16 protein-coding genes and 1 pseudogene are annotated in these 17,590 nt (G+C 47.7%); 8 read left to right on the top strand and 9 right to left on the bottom strand.

Annotated features, from left to right (window positions below):
• Positions 1 to 2 precede the first annotated feature (2 nt).
• A complete protein-coding gene (locus tag NWE92_07805) occupies positions 3 to 311 on the bottom strand; it encodes a hypothetical protein (protein MCW4029535.1) in 309 nt (102 codons plus the stop codon).
• Positions 312 to 468: 157 nt separating this feature from the next.
• Here NWE92_07805 and NWE92_07800 point away from each other — a divergent pair, with 157 nt between their 5' ends.
• Positions 469 to 1,431: a 2-oxoacid:ferredoxin oxidoreductase subunit beta gene (locus NWE92_07800; GenBank protein MCW4029534.1), complete on the top strand. Its 963-nt coding sequence runs from the start codon at positions 469 to 471 to the stop codon at positions 1,429 to 1,431.
• A gap of 112 nt (positions 1,432 to 1,543) precedes the next feature.
• Here the strand turns inward: NWE92_07800 and NWE92_07795 are convergent, their stop codons facing one another.
• Positions 1,544 to 1,903, bottom strand: a complete 360-nt coding sequence (locus NWE92_07795) for a cupin domain-containing protein (GenBank protein MCW4029533.1) — start codon at positions 1,901 to 1,903, stop codon at positions 1,544 to 1,546.
• 316 nt (positions 1,904 to 2,219) lie between these two features.
• On the opposite strand from NWE92_07795, the gene nrdR reads away from it, so the two are divergent.
• The 5 genes and pseudogenes from nrdR to NWE92_07770 all read left to right on the top strand — a co-directional run bounded on the left by nrdR (position 2,220) and on the right by NWE92_07770 (position 6,468).
• Complete coding sequence (gene nrdR / locus NWE92_07790) at positions 2,220 to 2,669, top strand: transcriptional regulator NrdR (protein ID MCW4029532.1); 450 nt, start codon at positions 2,220 to 2,222, stop codon at positions 2,667 to 2,669.
• Positions 2,666 to 4,792, top strand: a complete 2,127-nt coding sequence (locus NWE92_07785; GenBank protein ID MCW4029531.1) for a ribonucleoside triphosphate reductase — start codon at positions 2,666 to 2,668, stop codon at positions 4,790 to 4,792. Before nrdR ends, NWE92_07785 begins: the two co-directional genes overlap by 4 nt.
• A gap of 17 nt (positions 4,793 to 4,809) precedes the next feature.
• Positions 4,810 to 5,487, top strand: a complete 678-nt coding sequence (locus NWE92_07780) for an anaerobic ribonucleoside-triphosphate reductase activating protein (GenBank protein ID MCW4029530.1) — start codon at positions 4,810 to 4,812, stop codon at positions 5,485 to 5,487.
• 441 nt (positions 5,488 to 5,928) lie between these two features.
• Positions 5,929 to 6,210 (top strand): annotated as a pseudogene (locus tag NWE92_07775) (hypothetical protein).
• Complete coding sequence (locus NWE92_07770; GenBank protein ID MCW4029529.1) at positions 6,190 to 6,468, top strand: DNA-directed RNA polymerase subunit H; 279 nt, start codon at positions 6,190 to 6,192, stop codon at positions 6,466 to 6,468. The pseudogene NWE92_07775 and the gene NWE92_07770 overlap by 21 nt, the downstream one beginning before the upstream one ends.
• 54 nt (positions 6,469 to 6,522) lie before the next feature.
• Here NWE92_07770 and NWE92_07765 read toward each other — a convergent pair whose 3' ends face one another.
• Both NWE92_07765 and NWE92_07760 read right to left on the bottom strand, forming a co-directional pair.
• A complete protein-coding gene (locus NWE92_07765; GenBank protein MCW4029528.1) occupies positions 6,523 to 6,729 on the bottom strand; it encodes a TOBE domain-containing protein in 207 nt (68 codons plus the stop codon).
• A gap of 116 nt (positions 6,730 to 6,845) precedes the next feature.
• Positions 6,846 to 7,061, bottom strand: coding sequence for a hypothetical protein (locus NWE92_07760; protein MCW4029527.1), 216 nt, complete (start codon positions 7,059 to 7,061; stop codon positions 6,846 to 6,848).
• A gap of 106 nt (positions 7,062 to 7,167) precedes the next feature.
• Between NWE92_07760 and NWE92_07755 the strand changes: the two genes are divergently transcribed.
• Both NWE92_07755 and NWE92_07750 read left to right on the top strand, forming a co-directional pair.
• On the top strand, positions 7,168 to 8,139 hold the full coding sequence (locus NWE92_07755) for a zinc-binding dehydrogenase (GenBank protein MCW4029526.1): 972 nt from the start codon (positions 7,168 to 7,170) through the stop codon (positions 8,137 to 8,139).
• A 118-nt stretch (positions 8,140 to 8,257) separates the two neighbouring features.
• The gene (locus tag NWE92_07750) at positions 8,258 to 8,953 is read left to right on the top strand and encodes an HAD family hydrolase (protein ID MCW4029525.1); all 696 of its coding nucleotides are present in this window, start codon (positions 8,258 to 8,260) and stop codon (positions 8,951 to 8,953) included.
• A 4-nt stretch (positions 8,954 to 8,957) separates the two neighbouring features.
• Here NWE92_07750 and NWE92_07745 read toward each other — a convergent pair whose 3' ends face one another.
• The 5 genes from NWE92_07745 to NWE92_07725 all read right to left on the bottom strand — a co-directional run bounded on the left by NWE92_07745 (position 8,958) and on the right by NWE92_07725 (position 17,468).
• A complete protein-coding gene (locus NWE92_07745) occupies positions 8,958 to 14,609 on the bottom strand; it encodes a DUF3320 domain-containing protein (GenBank protein ID MCW4029524.1) in 5,652 nt (1,883 codons plus the stop codon).
• A gap of 130 nt (positions 14,610 to 14,739) precedes the next feature.
• On the bottom strand, positions 14,740 to 15,360 hold the full coding sequence (locus NWE92_07740; protein MCW4029523.1) for a DUF1638 domain-containing protein: 621 nt from the start codon (positions 15,358 to 15,360) through the stop codon (positions 14,740 to 14,742).
• A gap of 76 nt (positions 15,361 to 15,436) precedes the next feature.
• Complete coding sequence (locus NWE92_07735; protein MCW4029522.1) at positions 15,437 to 15,691, bottom strand: hypothetical protein; 255 nt, start codon at positions 15,689 to 15,691, stop codon at positions 15,437 to 15,439.
• 125 nt (positions 15,692 to 15,816) lie between these two features.
• Positions 15,817 to 16,623: a UbiA family prenyltransferase gene (locus NWE92_07730; GenBank protein ID MCW4029521.1), complete on the bottom strand. Its 807-nt coding sequence runs from the start codon at positions 16,621 to 16,623 to the stop codon at positions 15,817 to 15,819.
• Between the two features lie 59 nt (positions 16,624 to 16,682).
• Positions 16,683 to 17,468, bottom strand: a complete 786-nt coding sequence (locus tag NWE92_07725; protein ID MCW4029520.1) for a DUF1724 domain-containing protein — start codon at positions 17,466 to 17,468, stop codon at positions 16,683 to 16,685.
• Positions 17,469 to 17,590 lie beyond the last annotated feature (122 nt).

The following is a 17,590-nucleotide window of genomic DNA, read 5'->3' as shown; positions in this document are numbered from 1 at the left end:
TTTTACGCTTCTCCTTCGCCTACTTGTTCTGTGCTTGCGGTTCCAAAGAAGCCGCGGCCTTGAGCAAAGTAGATGTTTATGGGTTTCTCGTTGCGTAGAATGTCAATTACGCTTTGGAACATCGTAGAAGGCAGGTGCATTTTTATTATGCCGTTGACCTCGCTGTCACTTTCAAAAGCCATGCCGGGGTCATTGAATCTAACGTATGCCACTGTTTGGTTTCCGTTATAAAGTGCTATTTGAGCTCTGTTTGTCTGGTATCCTTCGGCGCTTCCGTAGATCAAAATATGATATGCTGTTACAGCAACCATTTTTTTTCACAAGGGGCTTAGCGCTATCATGATTAATAAATATTGACTATTCCCAAATCACAGTGATGTTCTTGGTTGTCTGTAGGCTCCGAAACACAAAAGAAGTACCACAAGCACAATACAATGTACAATAATTTTCTCAGCAGGTGCTAAAACTATGGCGCATAAACCTTCCGAATACAAAACCGATGTCTACGCCGATTGGTGCCCCGGCTGCGGCGACTTCGGCATCCTCACAGCACTCGAGATGGCCCTAGCAGAGTTAGCGCTCGAACCCCACAACGTAGTGGTCGTCTCCGGCGTAGGGAACTCCTCAAAAACTCCACATTTCATAAAAGCCAACGGCGTCCACACCCTACATGGACGAATGCTTCCCTTCGCGATGGGCATCAAAGTCGCTAACCCCCACCTTGAAGTCATAGGCGTAGGAGGCGACGGAGACGGACTAGGCATTGGCGCAGGGCACTTCGTAAACGCGGGAAGACGCAACATCGACATGACCTATTTGCTCTATAACAACGGCGTCTACGGCTTAACTAAGGGACAAGCTTCCCCAACGCTTCAACTGGGCTTAAAAACTAAGAGTCTGCCTCAACCCAACATTAACGCCGCCATCAACCCCGTTGCTTTGGCTGTGATTGCAGGTTACACTTTTGTTGCTCGCGCCTACGCTTTTGATGTTATGCACCTCAAAGACACCATAAAACAGGCCATTCAACATAAGGGGTTGGCGTTTGTTGAGTGTCTGCAGCCCTGTCCCACTTACAATGATATTAACACGAAGGCTTGGTACGCGGGTGAAGACCGCAAAGACTCCGAGGGCAAATCGCAGTCGCGCCTCTATAAACTCGCTGACACAGGCTTTGACCCTCTGGTAAAGGACGAGTCTGAGGTGCTCCAAAAGAAACTCGCTGCCATCACCAAAGCTCAAGAAGGCCCCGACAAAATTCCCATAGGCATATTCTATCAGAACCCGCTTGAAGCTACCTTCGAGGACCGATTCACACACCGTATACCCTTCTACCCCCAAAATCCCCCTGCAAAACAGCAGCTAAAAGACCAAAACGGCACATCCACAGTGGATTTAAGCCCTTTTATGGATGACCTTAAAACAAGTTGAGCAGTAAAGGGTAGGGGGGATGAGAAGCTTCTCCTTTCTTCTCAAACACTACTCGGTAAATTTAGCATATAAGGCGTAGTTCCTATTCTGATATATGTCAACTGCAAGGCGGCTATTCGCCTTCGCTTACGTAGCATTCTTCGGTAAAGCGGGGCGTGCAGATACAATGAAAAACTAAATCGACGGTGCCAGTGTTGGTGATTTTTTGAGAAGTTTCGGGTGGAATAACTACCACATCGCCAGCCGTTACAGGTGTGGGTTTGAGGTCTCCGACGGTTACGGTTCCTTGTCCTGAGGCGATGAGGTAGATTTCTTGCACGCCTTTGAGGTGGTGAGGCACAGTGGTGACGCCGGGTTCTACGGTGGCGCGTGCGATGGATACGTCTGGGCAACTGTAGTTTTCGGCTATATAGCAGTGTTCGGGGGTTAAATACTCATGTAGGATGCTGGGTTTGATGATTTTTGGATTCATTCTTTCACCTTTTTGTGGGGGGCAGATTGGAAATGTTTGTTTTTCGGGGTCTTGTGAAGGGTTTCTTATTTAATATTATTTGCGTAAGGCTTAACTGGAGTATTATTTAGGCAGATTCGGGTTTTTTTACGAATTGAGGGCGTTTTGGGTTTTTTTTATGTTTAGTTTTTTGTTTATTTTTTATGGTATCTGCTTTGGGGGTTATGGGTTGTTTTGGCGTTTTAATGTAAAAACGACTTAAATATCCGCTAAATGTAGTGTCTATTGTAAGCTTGTCGGCACTACGAATAATAAACTCAATGAGCATGTATATAATATGAGATGCCCCTACTGCAACGCCCAAGAATCAAAAACCCTCGAAACCCGAGACTCCCCCGAAAACACCACACGCAGACGCAGGGAATGCACAAGCTGCGGCAAACGCTTCACCACCTACGAATACGTCGAAACCGTCGAACTCATGGTCCGCAAAAAAGACAACAGCCTTCAACGCTTCGACGTCAACAAAATCATCCGCGGCCTACAGAAAGCCTGCGAAAAAAGGCCCGTCTCCATGACCCAAATCAACCAGTTAGCGGAACAAGTCCGCCAAGACCTCATGCTCAAAGGAACCGAAGAAGTCCCCTCCAGAGACATCGGCGACGCCATCATGAAACGCCTCAAAACCGTTGACCGTATCGCCTACATCCGCTTCGCTTCAGTATACAAACAGTTTGAAGAGCCTGAAGATTTCAGGCGAGTACTCTCGGAAGTGAAAAAACCATGAAGTTTGTCCTAAAACGTGATAGTAAATTAGAACCATTCGATCAAGAAAGAATCACAACAGCCATTTACAAAGCCGCACGTGCTGTAGGCGGAAAAGACAAAGAAACAGCCAAACGCATAAGCGACGAAGTAATGGCTGAACTCCAAAAAACCTACGGCGACGACGGCGTACCCACAGTCGAAGAAATCCAAGACATCGTCGAAAAACGCCTCATCGAAAACGGACACGCCCAAACCGCTAAAGCCTACATCCTCTACCGCAAACAACACAACGACATGCGCGAATTAGCCGCGCTGCTTAGCTCCTCCGACATGGTGGACCAATACCTAGAGTTAGCGGACTGGCGCGTCAAAGAAAACAGCAACATGAGCTACTCCCTGCAAGGACTAAACAACTATCTTTCTTCAGCGGTTATCGCCAAATACTGGATAGCCCGCATCTACCCCGAAGACATCGCTGCGTCTCACTTCTCAGGAGACATCCACATCCACGACTTAGGCGTCTTAGGACCCTACTGCGTCGGCTGGGACCTCAGCGATTTGCTGCTATCGGGCTTCGGCGGTGTTCCTGGCAAAATCGAGAGTAAACCTGCTAAACATTTCCGCACCGCTCTAGGTCAAGTTGTCAACTTCTTCTACACCCTGCAAGGAGAAGCTGCGGGTGCACAGGCGTTTAGCAACTTTGACACTTACCTCGCTCCCTTCATAAAGTATGATAACCTATCCCAAAAAGACGTTGATCAGGCGCTTCAAGAATTCTTCTTCAACATGAACGTGCCGACCCGTGTAGGCTTCCAGACCCCGTTCACGAACCTCACCTTGGACTTAACCGTCCCTGACTTCATGAAGGATGAAGCAATCCTCTTCAACGGCAAAGTCACCGGCGACACCTATGGCAGCATGACCAAAGAGATGGAAATGTTCAACATGGCCTTCGCCAAAGTCATGGCGCAAGGCGACGCCAAAGGACGCGTCTTTACCTTCCCCATCCCAACCTACAATGTCACCAAAGACTTCGACTGGGACTCCCCCGTCTCACAAGCAATCTTTGAAGTCACCGCCAAATACGGCGTCCCCTACTTCAGCAACTTTGTCAACAGCGACATGAAACCCGAAGACGTCCGCAGCATGTGCTGTCGACTCCGAATCGACAACCGTGAACTTCGCAAACGCGGAGGCGGCTTCTTTGGCGCCAACCCCTTAACAGGCAGCATCGGCGTTGTCACCCTCAACATCCCCCGCATCGGGTACCTCGCCAAAGACGAAGATGACTTCTATGAGCGCTTAAGCACCTTAATGGATACCGCAAAAGACAGCTTAGAACTCAAACGCAAAGTGCTGGAGTCATTCACCGAGAGCGGTTTGTATCCCTACAGCCGCCGCTACTTGCGTCACGTAAAAGAAGGACATGACCGATACTGGAAGAACCACTTCTCAACCATCGGCATAGTCGGCGTCAACGAAGCCGTACTAAACCTTCTGGGACAAAACATCTCCACACGTGACGGTCAAGCTTTCGCAGTTAAGATGCTAAACTTCATGCGTAAACGCCTAGCTGACTATCAAGAAGAAACTGGCAGCATCTACAACCTCGAAGCCACCCCCGCCGAAGGCACCAGCTACCGCCTCGCACGTCTCGACCGAAAACGCTACCGCGACATAGTCTTTGCCAACCAAAAACAAATTGTCTCTGAACACGCCGAACCCTTCTACACCAACAGCTCTCAGCTCCCCGTTGATTTCTCAGGCGACCTCTTCGAAGCCCTAGAACACCAAGAGACACTCCAATCTCTCTACACAGGCGGAACCGTATTCCACATATTCTTAGGCGAACGTATCCATTCATGGAAAGCTGCTGCGGAACTCATCAAAAAAGTCAGCTGGAACTCTAAACTGCCCTACTTCACCTTGACTCCGACCTTTAGCGTCTGCCCAACTCATGGATACACCTCTGGCGAACACCGTAACTGCCCCGTCTGCGGCGCAAAAAGCGAAGTTTACAGCCGCGTAGTGGGGTACCTGCGACCTGTGGATCAATGGAACGACGGAAAACAAGCCGAATTCAAAATCCGAAACACCTTTGAGCGTTCAGTAATTCAAAACACGGCACCTCTAATTGCGTGATAGGTGAATACGCCCTCATGAAGTTCAGTGGATTACAAAAAACTAGCCTAGTCGATTACCCCGACCATGTTGCAACTGTGCTGTTCACTCCAGGCTGCAATCTCCGCTGCCCCTTCTGCCACAACTGGCGCATCGCAGTGGACCCCCAGCCTCCCTTTCTTTCCGAAGGCGCAGCACTAAAAATCCTTGAGACCCGCAAAAAATACGTCGACTCCGTCGTCGTAACAGGCGGGGAACCCTGTATGCACAAGGAACTCCCCAAATTCTTGGCTAAACTCAAAGAACGCGGCTTCAACGTAAAACTCGACACCAACGGCTTCTTCCCCGACGTACTCGAAGAATGCCTGCCCTACGTAGATTACATTGCGATGGACGTGAAAACCAGCCTCGAAAAATACCGCCAACTCGGCGCTACTGACACAGCACCCCTGCTCCGTTCTATAGAGTTACTCAAAAACGGCACTGTAGCCTACGAGTTCCGCACAACTCTGGTTCCAGAAATCGTTACCCTTGAGGACATAAAGAGCATCGGCGAGTTGGTTAAAGGCTCGAAAGTTCATGCGCTTCAACAGTTCGTCCCCGATGATACGATGGATAAGAAGTGCCAACAACTCAAGCCCTACGCGCCTGAGGTTATCGAGGAATTCGCCAAAACATTAGGGCAATTCACCCAAAAAGTTATCCTAAGAGTCTAATCTTTTTTCTTCTTTTCTTTAATGTTTATACTGTTTTAGCATACTACGATTGCATTGTGTTGTTCACTGCTTTCTTTGCTCTCAACGAACCTATTTGCAGCCTATTTGGATCCTATTAGTGGTTCTATGCAGAAACCTAAGAGGGGTAGGTCCTATTGACGCAAAACCAGCCCATTAGCATATTGAAAACCAGTAGAAATCCCGTGTCTATTTACACTTTACAATAGGGAGCGCGCTAGGTCTACTAATAGGTCAAATGCAATCGCAATATGCTTCAAAGACGTTTTTTAGATTCAACGCGCTACAGAAAAAGAAAAATTAGGCGAAAAAAATGTGTTTTTGTTGGGTTCGCCCGCTCTTTGAAGAGAAAAGTTTAAGGGTAAATGGTTTGTTTTAGGATGCGAGTATTCTCACTTTGAGGTTTGTGGCTTGAGTACTAATATGTTAACGATTGAGGAACGCAAGGCAGAAGTTCTGATTAAACTCAGAAAATACAAGCTTGTCGAGAAGCAACAATACGAAGGCGCCTACGCCTACATAATTGACATACCCCAAGACAAGGAACGCGCCATCGTTTGGTGTATCCTTGGCGAAGCCACCGTGGGCATCGCAGCAATGAACACCCTCTATAAGGTGATGAAAGAAAAAGAGCTAGAACGAGCCATAGTCGTCACCGAAGGCCGCTACACCCACGCCGTAAAATTGGGCGCAAAAAAGAAAAACGTTGAACTCTTACCAAAATCATTCCCAGTTTTCGACATCTTTGAACATGCCCTTGTTCCCTATCATGAAATTCTAAGCGAAAAAGAAAAGAATCAACTCCTCGGTCAATTCAAAGTCCAGCCCTACCAGATGCCCCAGATCCGCTCTGGCGACCCCGCAGTTAAAGCCATCGGCGCACAACCCGGCGACGTCCTCAAGATTACCCGAAGAAGCACCACGGCAGGCGAACACGTAACTTACCGTTACGTTGTAGAATAAGCCAATCTTTCTTTTTCCTATTTTACCTTCTTTCGACAAAAAATAAAGAAAAAATTATTTAGAAATCATAACCTCAGTAGATTTAACGATTGCAGCCACTTCGTCGCCGACTTTTAAGTCTAATTCATCCGCGGATTCTTTAGTAATCACGGAAGTTATTGTTACGGGCATGGTGATTTCGACTTTGATTTCTGCGGTAATGACGCCTTTTTTGACTTCAACCACTTTTCCACGAAACTGATTACGTGCACTAAGCTTCAAGCAATTCACCTCCAAACAGACAAACACAAACAAAGCAGCCTCTCACTCACTGCTGCATTTGAATCTAAAGATTAATGGGCATATAAGCTAATCGAAACAAAACCCGTACTCTGAAGCTATTTCTTGTCCTGCGCTAACTCACTTAAAATCACCAGCGCCTCGCCGAGGGGCATCCCTAACTGCTCCGCAAGCTCTAGTGGCGTCAACGCTGGATTCTGGGGCAAGATGCTGTCTCGGGTGTAGGCTTTATGGGTGGGATACATCACTGAAGCGTGCACTGACTCAACAATCAACTGCCAAAGCTGCTCTTTTGTGTATTCATCTAAATTCAAGGCGCATCACAGCCACTAAGCTCTAAGACTGTTATTAGTCTATTGCCACAGCACACTATAACAATCTTAATACGCGAAACAACTTACATAGAGGTGAGGCGAGGTTTTGAAAGCTGCAGTTTATCGCGGAACACAAAAAATTCACATCGAAGATGTAGCTGAACCCAAAGTCAAAGCCAACCAAGTGCTGGTAAATTTTAAGGCAGGCGGAATCTGCGGAACCGACATGCACATCTACCGTGGCGACTGGAAATGGATGCGCAAAGGCCGCATCATAGGACACGACGCCTGCGGAAATCGAACCGACAACGGCGAACGGGTAGTCATGGTGCCCATCGTAAACTGCGGACACTGCTTCTTTTGTCTGCGCGGTTTGCCGACTTATTGTGTTCGAGGCAAATTCTACGGGTTAACCCGCGACGGTTTCTTCGCTGAATCCAAAGCAATGCTGCCCCGAAGCATCATCCCTATCCCCCAAGAGGTTTCCGATGAGGAAGCCGCTGTGGTGGAGCCCGTGGCATTAGCGCTTCGGGTGCTTAACAGTTTGCAGCCGAACTTGGGTGATTGGGTTACAGTGCTTGGACAGGGTGCCATTGGGCTGCTAATGACACAAGTGGCTTTGATGAATGGCTGCCGAGTCATCGCTGTGGATTTAGAGGATTACCGCTTAGAGCTCTCTGAAAAGTATGGAGCCGACGTGGTCGTAAACGCTGCCAATGAAGACGTTATCAAAACGGTGCGCAAAGTCACCAAACTGGGCTCAGATTTTGTCATTGAAGCAGCAGGCACCCAAAAAACTGTGGAGCAAACGCCTTTTCTGGTGCGTAAAGCAGGCAAAGTGGCGTTAATCGGGGAATCCAAGGGCTACTTGAACTTAGAAGACGCTGACGAAGCCCATTTCTTCACGATGTACATTTCGCCTGTGGAGTATCCTTTGGCGGTTGAGTTGATTGCACGCAAACTCGTCGACGTCAAGGGACTCATTACGCATCGGTTTAAGCTTGAAGACTTTGAGAAAGCTTTGGCGGCGGTGGAGAACCCCCAAGAGAAGCCCATAAAAGTGATTGTAACCAAGTAGCCGCCCAGCCATCTTTTTGAATGCTGCAAACAAGCGTTCGCTGAGTCGAAAGGCGGTTTTACCACAAAGTATATCTCTTGTCACGCACGTCTAACCCCCCGTTCTATAACGACCCATAATGGAGCAGCAGACCAAGATGCCCATCGAAGCGGTAATATTTGATTTAGACGGAACACTTGCCACCTTTAACTTAGACTACAAAGCCCTCCGAGGCGAAGTCCGCAGCTACCTCATACAAAAAAATATCCCACCCTCCGTGCTTAAAGTTAACGAAAGCATCTTTGAGATGCTCAAAAAAACCCAGCTATACACAAGAAAAGCCAAAAACCCCGAAATCTTCGAGGAACTCCGCACTCACTCTTTGGCGCTTGCCGAAAAATACGAGTTAGAAGCCGCCGAAACCACCAGTTTGCTTCCAGGCGTTGCAGAAACGCTCAAGGAGCTTCAACGGTTGAACCTCAAAATTGGCTTATGCACTTCTAACAGTGAAAAAGCAGCCGCTTACATCCTCAACCGATTCAAAATAGCAGAATACTTCCAGGTTTTGGTTGCACGAGACAAAGTAAAAGACGTTAAACCCCACATTGAACAGTTTGAGGTTGCATTAAACACGCTCAAGGCAGCCAAAGAAGCCACAGTCATAGTCGGCGACAGCACAGTAGATATGCAGAGCGCTAAAGAATTGAAAGCCCTATCCGTCGGGTACCCTACGGGCTTTTCCACCAAAGAGCAACTTATGACAAGCGGCGCAAACTATATCATAACGTCCCTAACCGATTTGCCCCTGCTAATAAAAAAATTAAACCAAAATTAGGGGGTTAGGCGGCGGAGATAATGCCGTCTTCTCTACAGACTAGTTTTCTCTCCCGAACCAACCGTTTGAGAGCTTCTGCAAAAACGGTTTTGGCTTCGTCGCCGCCGTGATTGACGCCGAAGACCTTGGCGGTTTCTGCAATCAATGATTCATCACTTATGCCCAGAGCGTATTGGGCGATTAGCTTCATTGTTGCCTCTACTTCTTCGGGCGAGATGTATTGGGGTTTGCGTTTGGATTCGGGGACGCCGGGTATGGGCACGCGGATGGGGGTCTCTTTTTGTGTGGGTGACCAAAGGAAGCTGCCTTTTAGGGTGACTTTCTGTTCGCGGAGCAGATTGTTGAGGGCTTCTTTGACGGCATGCGACATCTTCGGCGTAACCTTCTTAATCCCCCACGAATCAGCCAATCGCTCTACAGCATAATCAAAGTGGACGGGGCCTTCGTTGGTGATTAGTTCGGATAGGAGTTTTGTTTGGTTTTCTCGGTTTTCGGGGAAATGGAACTCGTTTTTGATTTTAGTGTCCACGCTGGCTTTGCCGCGGGCGGCTTTTATGTAGGGGTTATAGGTGGCTTTTAGGGGGTACACCTTGTATGGGACACCGATTTTTTCAATGCCCGCATACGTGTTTTTCTGCACGTCGGTTTGGGGGGCGGAGGCGTCGGCGATTGGTTTTTGGGCGTCTCGGTCAAGCTGCTGTTTTTGGGCTTGCTCTATGGCTTCTTTGAGTCGGCGGATTTCGCTGTCACGTCGGGAAACCCATGCAGGTGACCAGATGCGGTGGATACGCCAACCCAGTTGGCGCAGGACCTGCTCGCGGAGGCGGTCGCGGTCCCTTGCGCTATTACTATACTGGTAGGTTGCGCCGTCACATTCTACACCGAGCAAATAGGAGCCGGGGTTAGTGGGGTCTACAACGCCTATGTCAATTCGGTAGCCGCTACAGCCAACCTGCGCGGTGATGTTGTAGCCGAGTTTTTTGATTTCCGCTGAAACATCCTCGTCAAGTGCTGAATCGAAAACGGCTTTTTTTGAGCCATTGGCTGCTTCAGGACCGTGCTCAGCATAGTCTAGGTAAGTGCGAAGGGTTTGCACACCAAGGGCTTTGACGTCTGCGTCGATATCTGCGGCTTTTATGGAGGTAATTAAGATGACTTTTTCGCGTGCCCTTGTAACAGCGACATTGAGGCGTCGTTCGCCGCCGGGTTTGTTGAGGGGACCAAAATTCATTGTTATCTGTCCCGCTGCGTCGTAGCCGTAGCCTACGCTAAAGAAGATAACGTCGCGTTCGTCTCCTTGTACGTTCTCAAGGTTTTTAACAAAGAAGCCCTCGAGGCGGTCTTCTTTAAAGAAGTGTTCAAACTCGGGGTTTTCTTGGAGTTTCGCTTCAACTGCTTCTTCGACAGCATTCATTTGTGCAATGCTAAAGGTGACCACGCCAAGCGTCTTTTTGGGGTAATTCTTGAAGTGTTCAAAGACGAGGTCTGCGACTTTTTTTGCTTCATTGGGGTTGTCACGGTTGCCTCCGCGGTCATAGATGCCGTCTGGGACATGGGCAAGTTTGACTCCTAAAGCGTCGGTTTGGGCTTTGGCTGCGGGGAAAGTGATGAGCCCGTCGTCGTAGAAGCGGTGGTTTGAGAATGCAATGAGTTCTTCATGTTTGCTACGGTAATGCCAACGCAGAGTTTTAACTGGCAAGCCGATGCCGAGGCATTCGTCAAGGATGCTGTCAAATACTTCGACGTCTTCGTCGCTTAGTTCATCCCAATCGACGTCGTCGAGGAGGTTCTTTTGGAAGAAGCTTGTGGGTGGCAACTGTTTGTTGTCGCCTGCAACCACGATGGTTTTGCCGCGGTAGATAGCTCCTATGGCGTCTTCGGGGACAAGCTGGGAAGCCTCATCAAAGAGGACTAAATCGAATTTCATGTCTGGTGGCAGAAACTGGCTTACCGATATGGGGCTCATGAGTAGGCAGGGTTTGAGTTTGACGAGTAGGTTGGGGATTTTCTGCATTAGGGTGCGGATGGGCATGAGGCGGCGTTTTTTGGCTGCTTCTTTTTGGAGGATGCTGGCTTCGGTGTCGGCGGCTTGGATGAGTATGTCTTGGGGTTTTCGGCTATTGGCCGCGTCAATAACCATGCTTGAAGTTTGGTGAAGGAGGTCAAGGTCGAGTTTCTTGAAATCCGCAATAAGCTGCTCATGGTTCTCACGGCGGAAACGCCCCATCTTTTGATCCTCGTCGTAGAGGTTGTTCATCCATTCCTGATAGACGCCTTTGCGGAAGACTGCAAGTAAATCTTCAGCTGGAATCTTCTGCTCCACCAACCGACCAAAGAAACCATCCAAACCACGCAACGCAAAGCGGTTTTTGGTATCTTTAAAGTCAATCCAGACCTGCACATCATCTACACGTTCGCGGAGTCCTTGGATACGTTCACGTATAATTGCGATTTCGAGGGCTACAAGGGGTTGATTTTGATAGCGCAACTCTGAGTCAAAGCGTGTTTGGAAATCCGCCAACGCTTTCTGCGCCATGTCGCGTTGCTGTACTAGCTCCGCGGTGGAGGGGGCTGCGTCTGGTCCTTGGGCTGCGAGGTCAGCAAACGCCTGCGGTACCGGAATGTCTCCAAAGGCTGTTTGCACGGTTTTACACCATTCCAGCATCGACACGATGTTTTGCCAGTCGGTTTGGAGTTCTTGGAAGCGGCTGCCGTATTTTTGTTGAAGTTGGACTTTTTCGCCGATGATTTGGGCTTCTTTTTTGCGGATGGTTTCGGCGTTTTGGAGGTCGTCGAGGAGCTGCTTGAAGCTGGCGGGTTCTTTTTTGGCGGTTGCAAGGATACCTTTGGTTTGGTTGCAGAGGTAAAGGAGCAGCTTTTCGGTTTCAGATGCCCATTCCTCAAGCAGAATCAAGGAGGATTCGGCAAAGGGCAAATCCAATTTAGGCAGTTTAATGGGCAAAAACGCCTCAACCTCTTTAGCTTGGGCTTCCCACTTGGTCAATGTCGCCTGCAACTCTTCACCGAGGTTCTTTATCATCGGCGAAGGCGCAGCAGGGCTAGTTAGCAGTTTAAGCAACGGTTCGGGAATAGTGGTTGCCCAATTTAGTTTGCGAATTTCATCCGTTAAAGAGAGAGCTTTTTCGGCGCCAGAGAAGTCTGTGCGGGATTTATGATAATAATGTCCCATCAAGGTTTGCACGGTTTCGGCGGATGCCTCAATCTTTCCCTGCAGCCAGTTAACCTTGCGGGCATCAATGAGGTCTTTGAGGACGTCTTTGGGGACTTTGCCGTCATTGGTGAGTGCGGCGAGGGTTTTTTGGTCGTTTCGGTATTTGCTGTTGAATAATTTGATTCCGCCTTGGTAAGGGCCGCTGTAGTTGGCTATGAATTCGTCAAGCGGCAGTTTGTATATGCCGTCGCTGTAAGTTTCATCTAAGCGGCTTTTTAGCAGGTGATGTTCTTGGTAGATTTGTCTAGCCTTGGTTACGGTTTCTTGGACTTGCTCAAGGTACTTTGCGTCAAACCACTGCGGCTCAGGCTTATCAGCCGCGAAACATAGGTACGCAATGCGGGCGAGTTGTTTGAGTTGTTTAATGGTTAGGTTGGCGCCGTCGAGTCCCAACGTGGAGGCTAGAGCTTGGGCGGTGTCTCGCCATTTATGTGCCGTCAGCGATGAAGATTTCAGGAAAGAGTAGATTTTTTCACGTTTAGACAGAAAATCGCTCTCAGACACGTTAACCGCGGGTAACTGATTGTTTAAAGCCGCTAATGCCAGTGATAGTTCGGCGGAGCGGTTGAGTGGCAACTCAAAAAGGCGTGGGTGGTACCGTTCGTTTAGGTCTAGACGGGTTTGTTTTATCCAGTGGCTGGTTTCAAGGTAAGCTTTAGCCTCAGCAAGGAGCCCGTCAAGGGCAGGGTTAGTTAACCAGTAGGCTTCAGGTTTGGAGCTCTCGGAAAGATATTTGCTCACATCTAATAGCCACTGTATGCGCGAAAATGTTTCAGGCGGAAAAACCCCCAGTTTCGAGGAAAAATCTTCAGCCTCCGCCTCAAGCGAGCGAAGAGTATCATCAATAGCCTCGAGGGTTGTGAGGAGTTCGCTTCGGACTTCAAGGTTGTATCTGTCAGCGAGGTAACCTACCCAGGGAAAATCGGTTTCCTCCACTACCTGCCAGACTTTGCTGAGCTGCGAGACCAACTGCTCAAGCTCCAGCATCTTCTGTGGTGTCAGCGTCCCCACATCCGCTAAGCCCACAGGCACAAAAGGCACCCTTTCTAGGCTGGATATGATGCTTAAAACGTCATAGACGCTACGCTGTAGGTAGGGGCGTTTTTCATGAATCGCTGTCACGTAACCGTTAAGCTCTTCACGATACATGGTGAGGCGTTCAAACTCATGCTCGGAGGGCAACTTGCGCGGCACGAGGGTTTCGTCGAGGCTCCGTTTGAGTTCAGCGACGACTTCTTGTTTGTTAGCTTTGCTGCTGTGCATTTGTAGACAGAAATGCGCCAGCCCCACTTCGCTTAGCCGCTTATACACAACTTCAAGCGCCGCCATTTTGTCGCTCACAAAAAGTACGCTTTTGCCGTTGGCAATGCATTCGGCAATGATGTTGGCGATGGTTTGGCTCTTTCCAGTGCCAGGCGGTCCTTTCATAACGAAGCTTTGTCCATGAAGGGCGTATTCGATGCTGACGCGTTGGCTGCTGTCAGCGTCAAGAACCTGATAGGTTTTGGCTGGCGGCTCGATTTTATCCACGTCTTTCTCGTCGGGTAATCCCGTTTGGATTAAGCTGTCTTCTTTGATTCCCGCAATGGCACGGATAAATGGATGCTGGGTAACTAGTTGCGCGTTGGATTCGAGGTCTTTGTAGATGACTAGTTTCTGGAATGAGAACAACCCTAAATCCACTGTAGACTCGATTGTCCATGTTTTTTCCTGCGCGACAGCCTGCGAAACCATTGTATAGTAGTCGGAGAGTTTCTGTTCTTCCCATTCATCGGGTAGAGGCGGCAAGTCAATTTTGTAGTCGTTTTTGAGCTTAGCCGCCAACGCGGGGTTAAGAACAACTTCGTCCTCGACAGGGGGCAACGCTATATTGTAGGGTTGACGGAACGTTTCCCTTGTCAACTCCAGCGGCACCAAAACCAACGGGGATTGGACTTTTTCTTTGGTTTCCGCATCCACCCAATTAAGGGTACCAAATGCTGCATACAGGATACGTACACCGCGTTCACGGTAATCCTGAAGGGAGCGGCGCTCTAGCCCTTTGAGGCTCCGTTCCAGTTCTTCGGCGGATAGTTTACCGCAGACGAGTTGGTTGGCGCTGGGGCGTTTAGGTTCCTCAGGGAGCGTGACGGTTTGGACTGGCAGTTTTGTGGCTTTTGCTTGAGCCTCCGCTTTAGCACTTTTTGTTTTGGTTTTTGCCTGTTTGGCGGGTTGGGTTTCTTGGGGTGGAGACCAAAAATCCATATGCGCCTTTTTTATAACGAGGTTCTCAAAGATTTTTTGAGCGTCAGGTTGGGTTATGGTGAGGCTGCCTCGTTTGCCTTTCTTGAAATGGAGCAGATTATTTCTTTTTGATAAATCAATTAGTCGGGCTTTCCAATCTTCAACACGCTTCATAGGTGCGGACGTAAGGGTTTCAGTCATCAAATGCCAACTCCAAAGCGGTACAGCTAGCATAATGTCTGTATCATTCTTTAATACTTACGGTAGACGCCATAACACTCAAACAAGCAGAACACAGCTACAATAACAGTTCAACGCCGCCTTCGAGGGCTTATGCGCGGCTAATGGCGTCTAAAACAACCTTGCAAACGTTGTCTAACCCGACTTTTCTTACCTCAAGAACCTCTAATCCGATGCCTAACCGCTCCAACTCTTTTCGGTGCCGCTCCGCATCACCACAGGTATCAAGCAAAACCATGCCTTTGATGCCGCTATACATCGCTGAAAACGCCGCCTCATCCATGCCCTGCTGCTTCAAATTCGCCTTCATAACTGCAAAAAACTCTATCATCCCCGGACCCATAAACATCAAATTATGCTCAGGGTCCGCCTCCGCTGATTTGCCACCGCCCCCCAATTGACAATCAATACAGTTGAGCGCATCCACTTTTACAACGCTAAACTCGTCGGCGAGTTTCTTCATTTCTCCATCCGGCCCCAAACAGAGGTCACCGTAGACCAACACGATTTTACCATAGCGCTGTTTGGTGTGTTGAAGCATTTTGCGGAGGTTACTTTCCAGCAGGGCGTAGTCTATGTGGAAGTTTTTACTGACCAACACTAAGTCGGCGTTGAGTTTGCCTTCTTTGATGAGTTGTTGGAGTTCCTGCTTAAGCACGCTGCAGGCGACTAGACAAGTTTTTGGAGCGGAGCCCAATTTATTGACCTTCAAAGGAAAGGGAAACAATAGGAGTAAGTTTTTCGTTTAACCAATCATTATTGGAGGTTCGTCAAAAAAGCAGATGTAACTACTGCTCGTAGAGTAGCTTCGAGTTGAAGTATCGCACAAGCTTAACGCCTAAGGGCAGAAGGAAAAAGGCTTGCGCTGAGCCTGAAAACTCTTTTTTGAGGGCGTTTTGTTCTTGCAAAAACACTAACTGTTCTTCCAATTCGGTGGAGTCTATACGAGTGGCATTCTGGATTTCTAAGAGTTCAAGTGGCCGCTTATTGATTAATAGAATTTGCAAAATCGCCAAATAATCTTCCAGTTTCGTCCGTTTCAATATGGCTGTGTCCTCTCTTAAGATATACAATATGTTACAGTACTCCTATATATAACCGAAAATAAATAAATGTCGGCAGTTCCCCGAACCTGCAACTTCTAAAGCACCCTAAAAAATAAGCAAAGTCACCTAAGGATGAGCATTTTTAGCAATAATACAAGCGGTAACCATTCACCATCCACTATTACAGCGGCTTGTAGTCTTGGGCGCGCAGTCTTAAAGAAGTACCAGATAAGCAAGACTTCGTAGACTATTCCGATGCCTAAAGTAAGTGAGTATTCGGTGAAAACGCCCGTAATTAGGCAGCAGATAAACCATATGACAAGTATCCCGTTGAAGCCCAAGAGCAGTTTTTTGGTATTTTTTAATCCTAATGCTAATGGTATCGTAAGTATACCTGATTCGCGGTCTCCCCGAGTGTCTAAAGCGTCAAAGATTATGGTGTTCACGAGGATTTGAATGAAAATGTAGAAGAATACCATGATTTCTTTGTAAACAGCAACAGATTGCATTGTCGCCGGTAGAAGCGCTCCCGTGATTGCCCAACTTAATGCCACAATTATGCTTTTGACGCCTAAGACTTCCTTTAGGCGTGGTATTGATTTGTTTAATTTTATGCTGTAAATGAAACCTATGATTAGAGGTGCAAGCAAGATAAGTAACACACTAAAGCCTGAAAGAGCGCCTATGGCAATGCTGAGAATCAAACAGATTATTGAAGGAACGAGGTAAAACAGTGTTTTGTTTGGGGCAGCCTCAGTTTGGTTTATAGTGTCTTCTTTGGTGTCTGTGGCCATGTTTAAACTGTAAACGGAATATGTAATCAAAAAAGCCGCGATTGCTAGAGTTAGTGAAATAGGGATTTCATAGAGTAGGCTTGCGAAGACGAAAACTAGGGTGCCGTTCAAAGCTAGGAAAATCGAGTTTGACAAAGTTAATTTTAGGACTTTTTCCAATAAGGTGCATGCGTTTGCTTTATGGTTTATTCCAACTATAAGCTCACCTTCTTAGCTTGCTTGAGGATACTTTGGAATAACTCTTCGCCCCATTGCAAAGCATTCGCATCCGTGGAGACTAAGTCCATGCTGTAGTCGTATTGGCCGTCCAAATGGAAAAGCCCCATTGAAAAAACGTTTTCTGTTACGGTTAATGCGGTTTTTATTTCGTCAAGCAAGTAAAGGTTCAGTCGTCCTTCAAGCATAAATTTCTGGAATAATTCTCCATCGCCGGTGGATATTGCGCTTTCAAAGGTTCTGCTGAAGACTTCTTCGGTTATTATCAGGTCAATAGAGCCGCCTGAGTTCAGGATGTCTTTAAAGATGCCAACGAAGTCGGGGTGAAATATCGAAGAGGTCCCCTGCACTTTTTTAGTATTCGTCATCAATTTCAAAAAGTTCTCGTGGACTTTTGATAATTCGCTTCGTTCGCTTCTTACTATCGTGGATTCTTTGAGCATGCCAATTTTAAGCATTAAATCGGGTGGTATCTGGTGTGTGTCATGAGTTAACCAGAACGCTTTGAATTTATCCATTGCTTCTGTCGTGCTGTAACACGCATCACAGAGTTGGGCTTCTATGAGCCCTAATGGCGAGAGGCTATATGTGCCTGCGTTTTTTGTGGTTAGATCAAGTTTCTCAAATTCTTTGAGGACATGGAGTATGGTTGTTTCGGTGCTTTCAACTTCAGCTTTTAAATCTGAAAGTCTTTTGTCACTTTTTAGCAAGCTGAGTAGAATTTTCTGTTTGAGTTCCGACCTGAGTAACGCTCGGTACTCCATACAAGTTCCCCCCAAATTGGAAAATATTCGTTCAATACTGTATTTAAGCGTTAAGACAATTAAGTTTACTAGAGGCTTAACGGCGAGCCGACGAATGCTGTACCCGCTTTTATTATTGCTTT

It is taken from the genome of Candidatus Bathyarchaeota archaeon, assembly GCA_026014745.1.
Classification (GTDB): Archaea; Thermoproteota; Bathyarchaeia; order Bathyarchaeales; family Bathycorpusculaceae; genus Bathycorpusculum.
The sequence above is the reverse complement of the archived record's forward strand: the minus strand, read 5'-3'. Positions and strand labels throughout refer to the sequence as shown.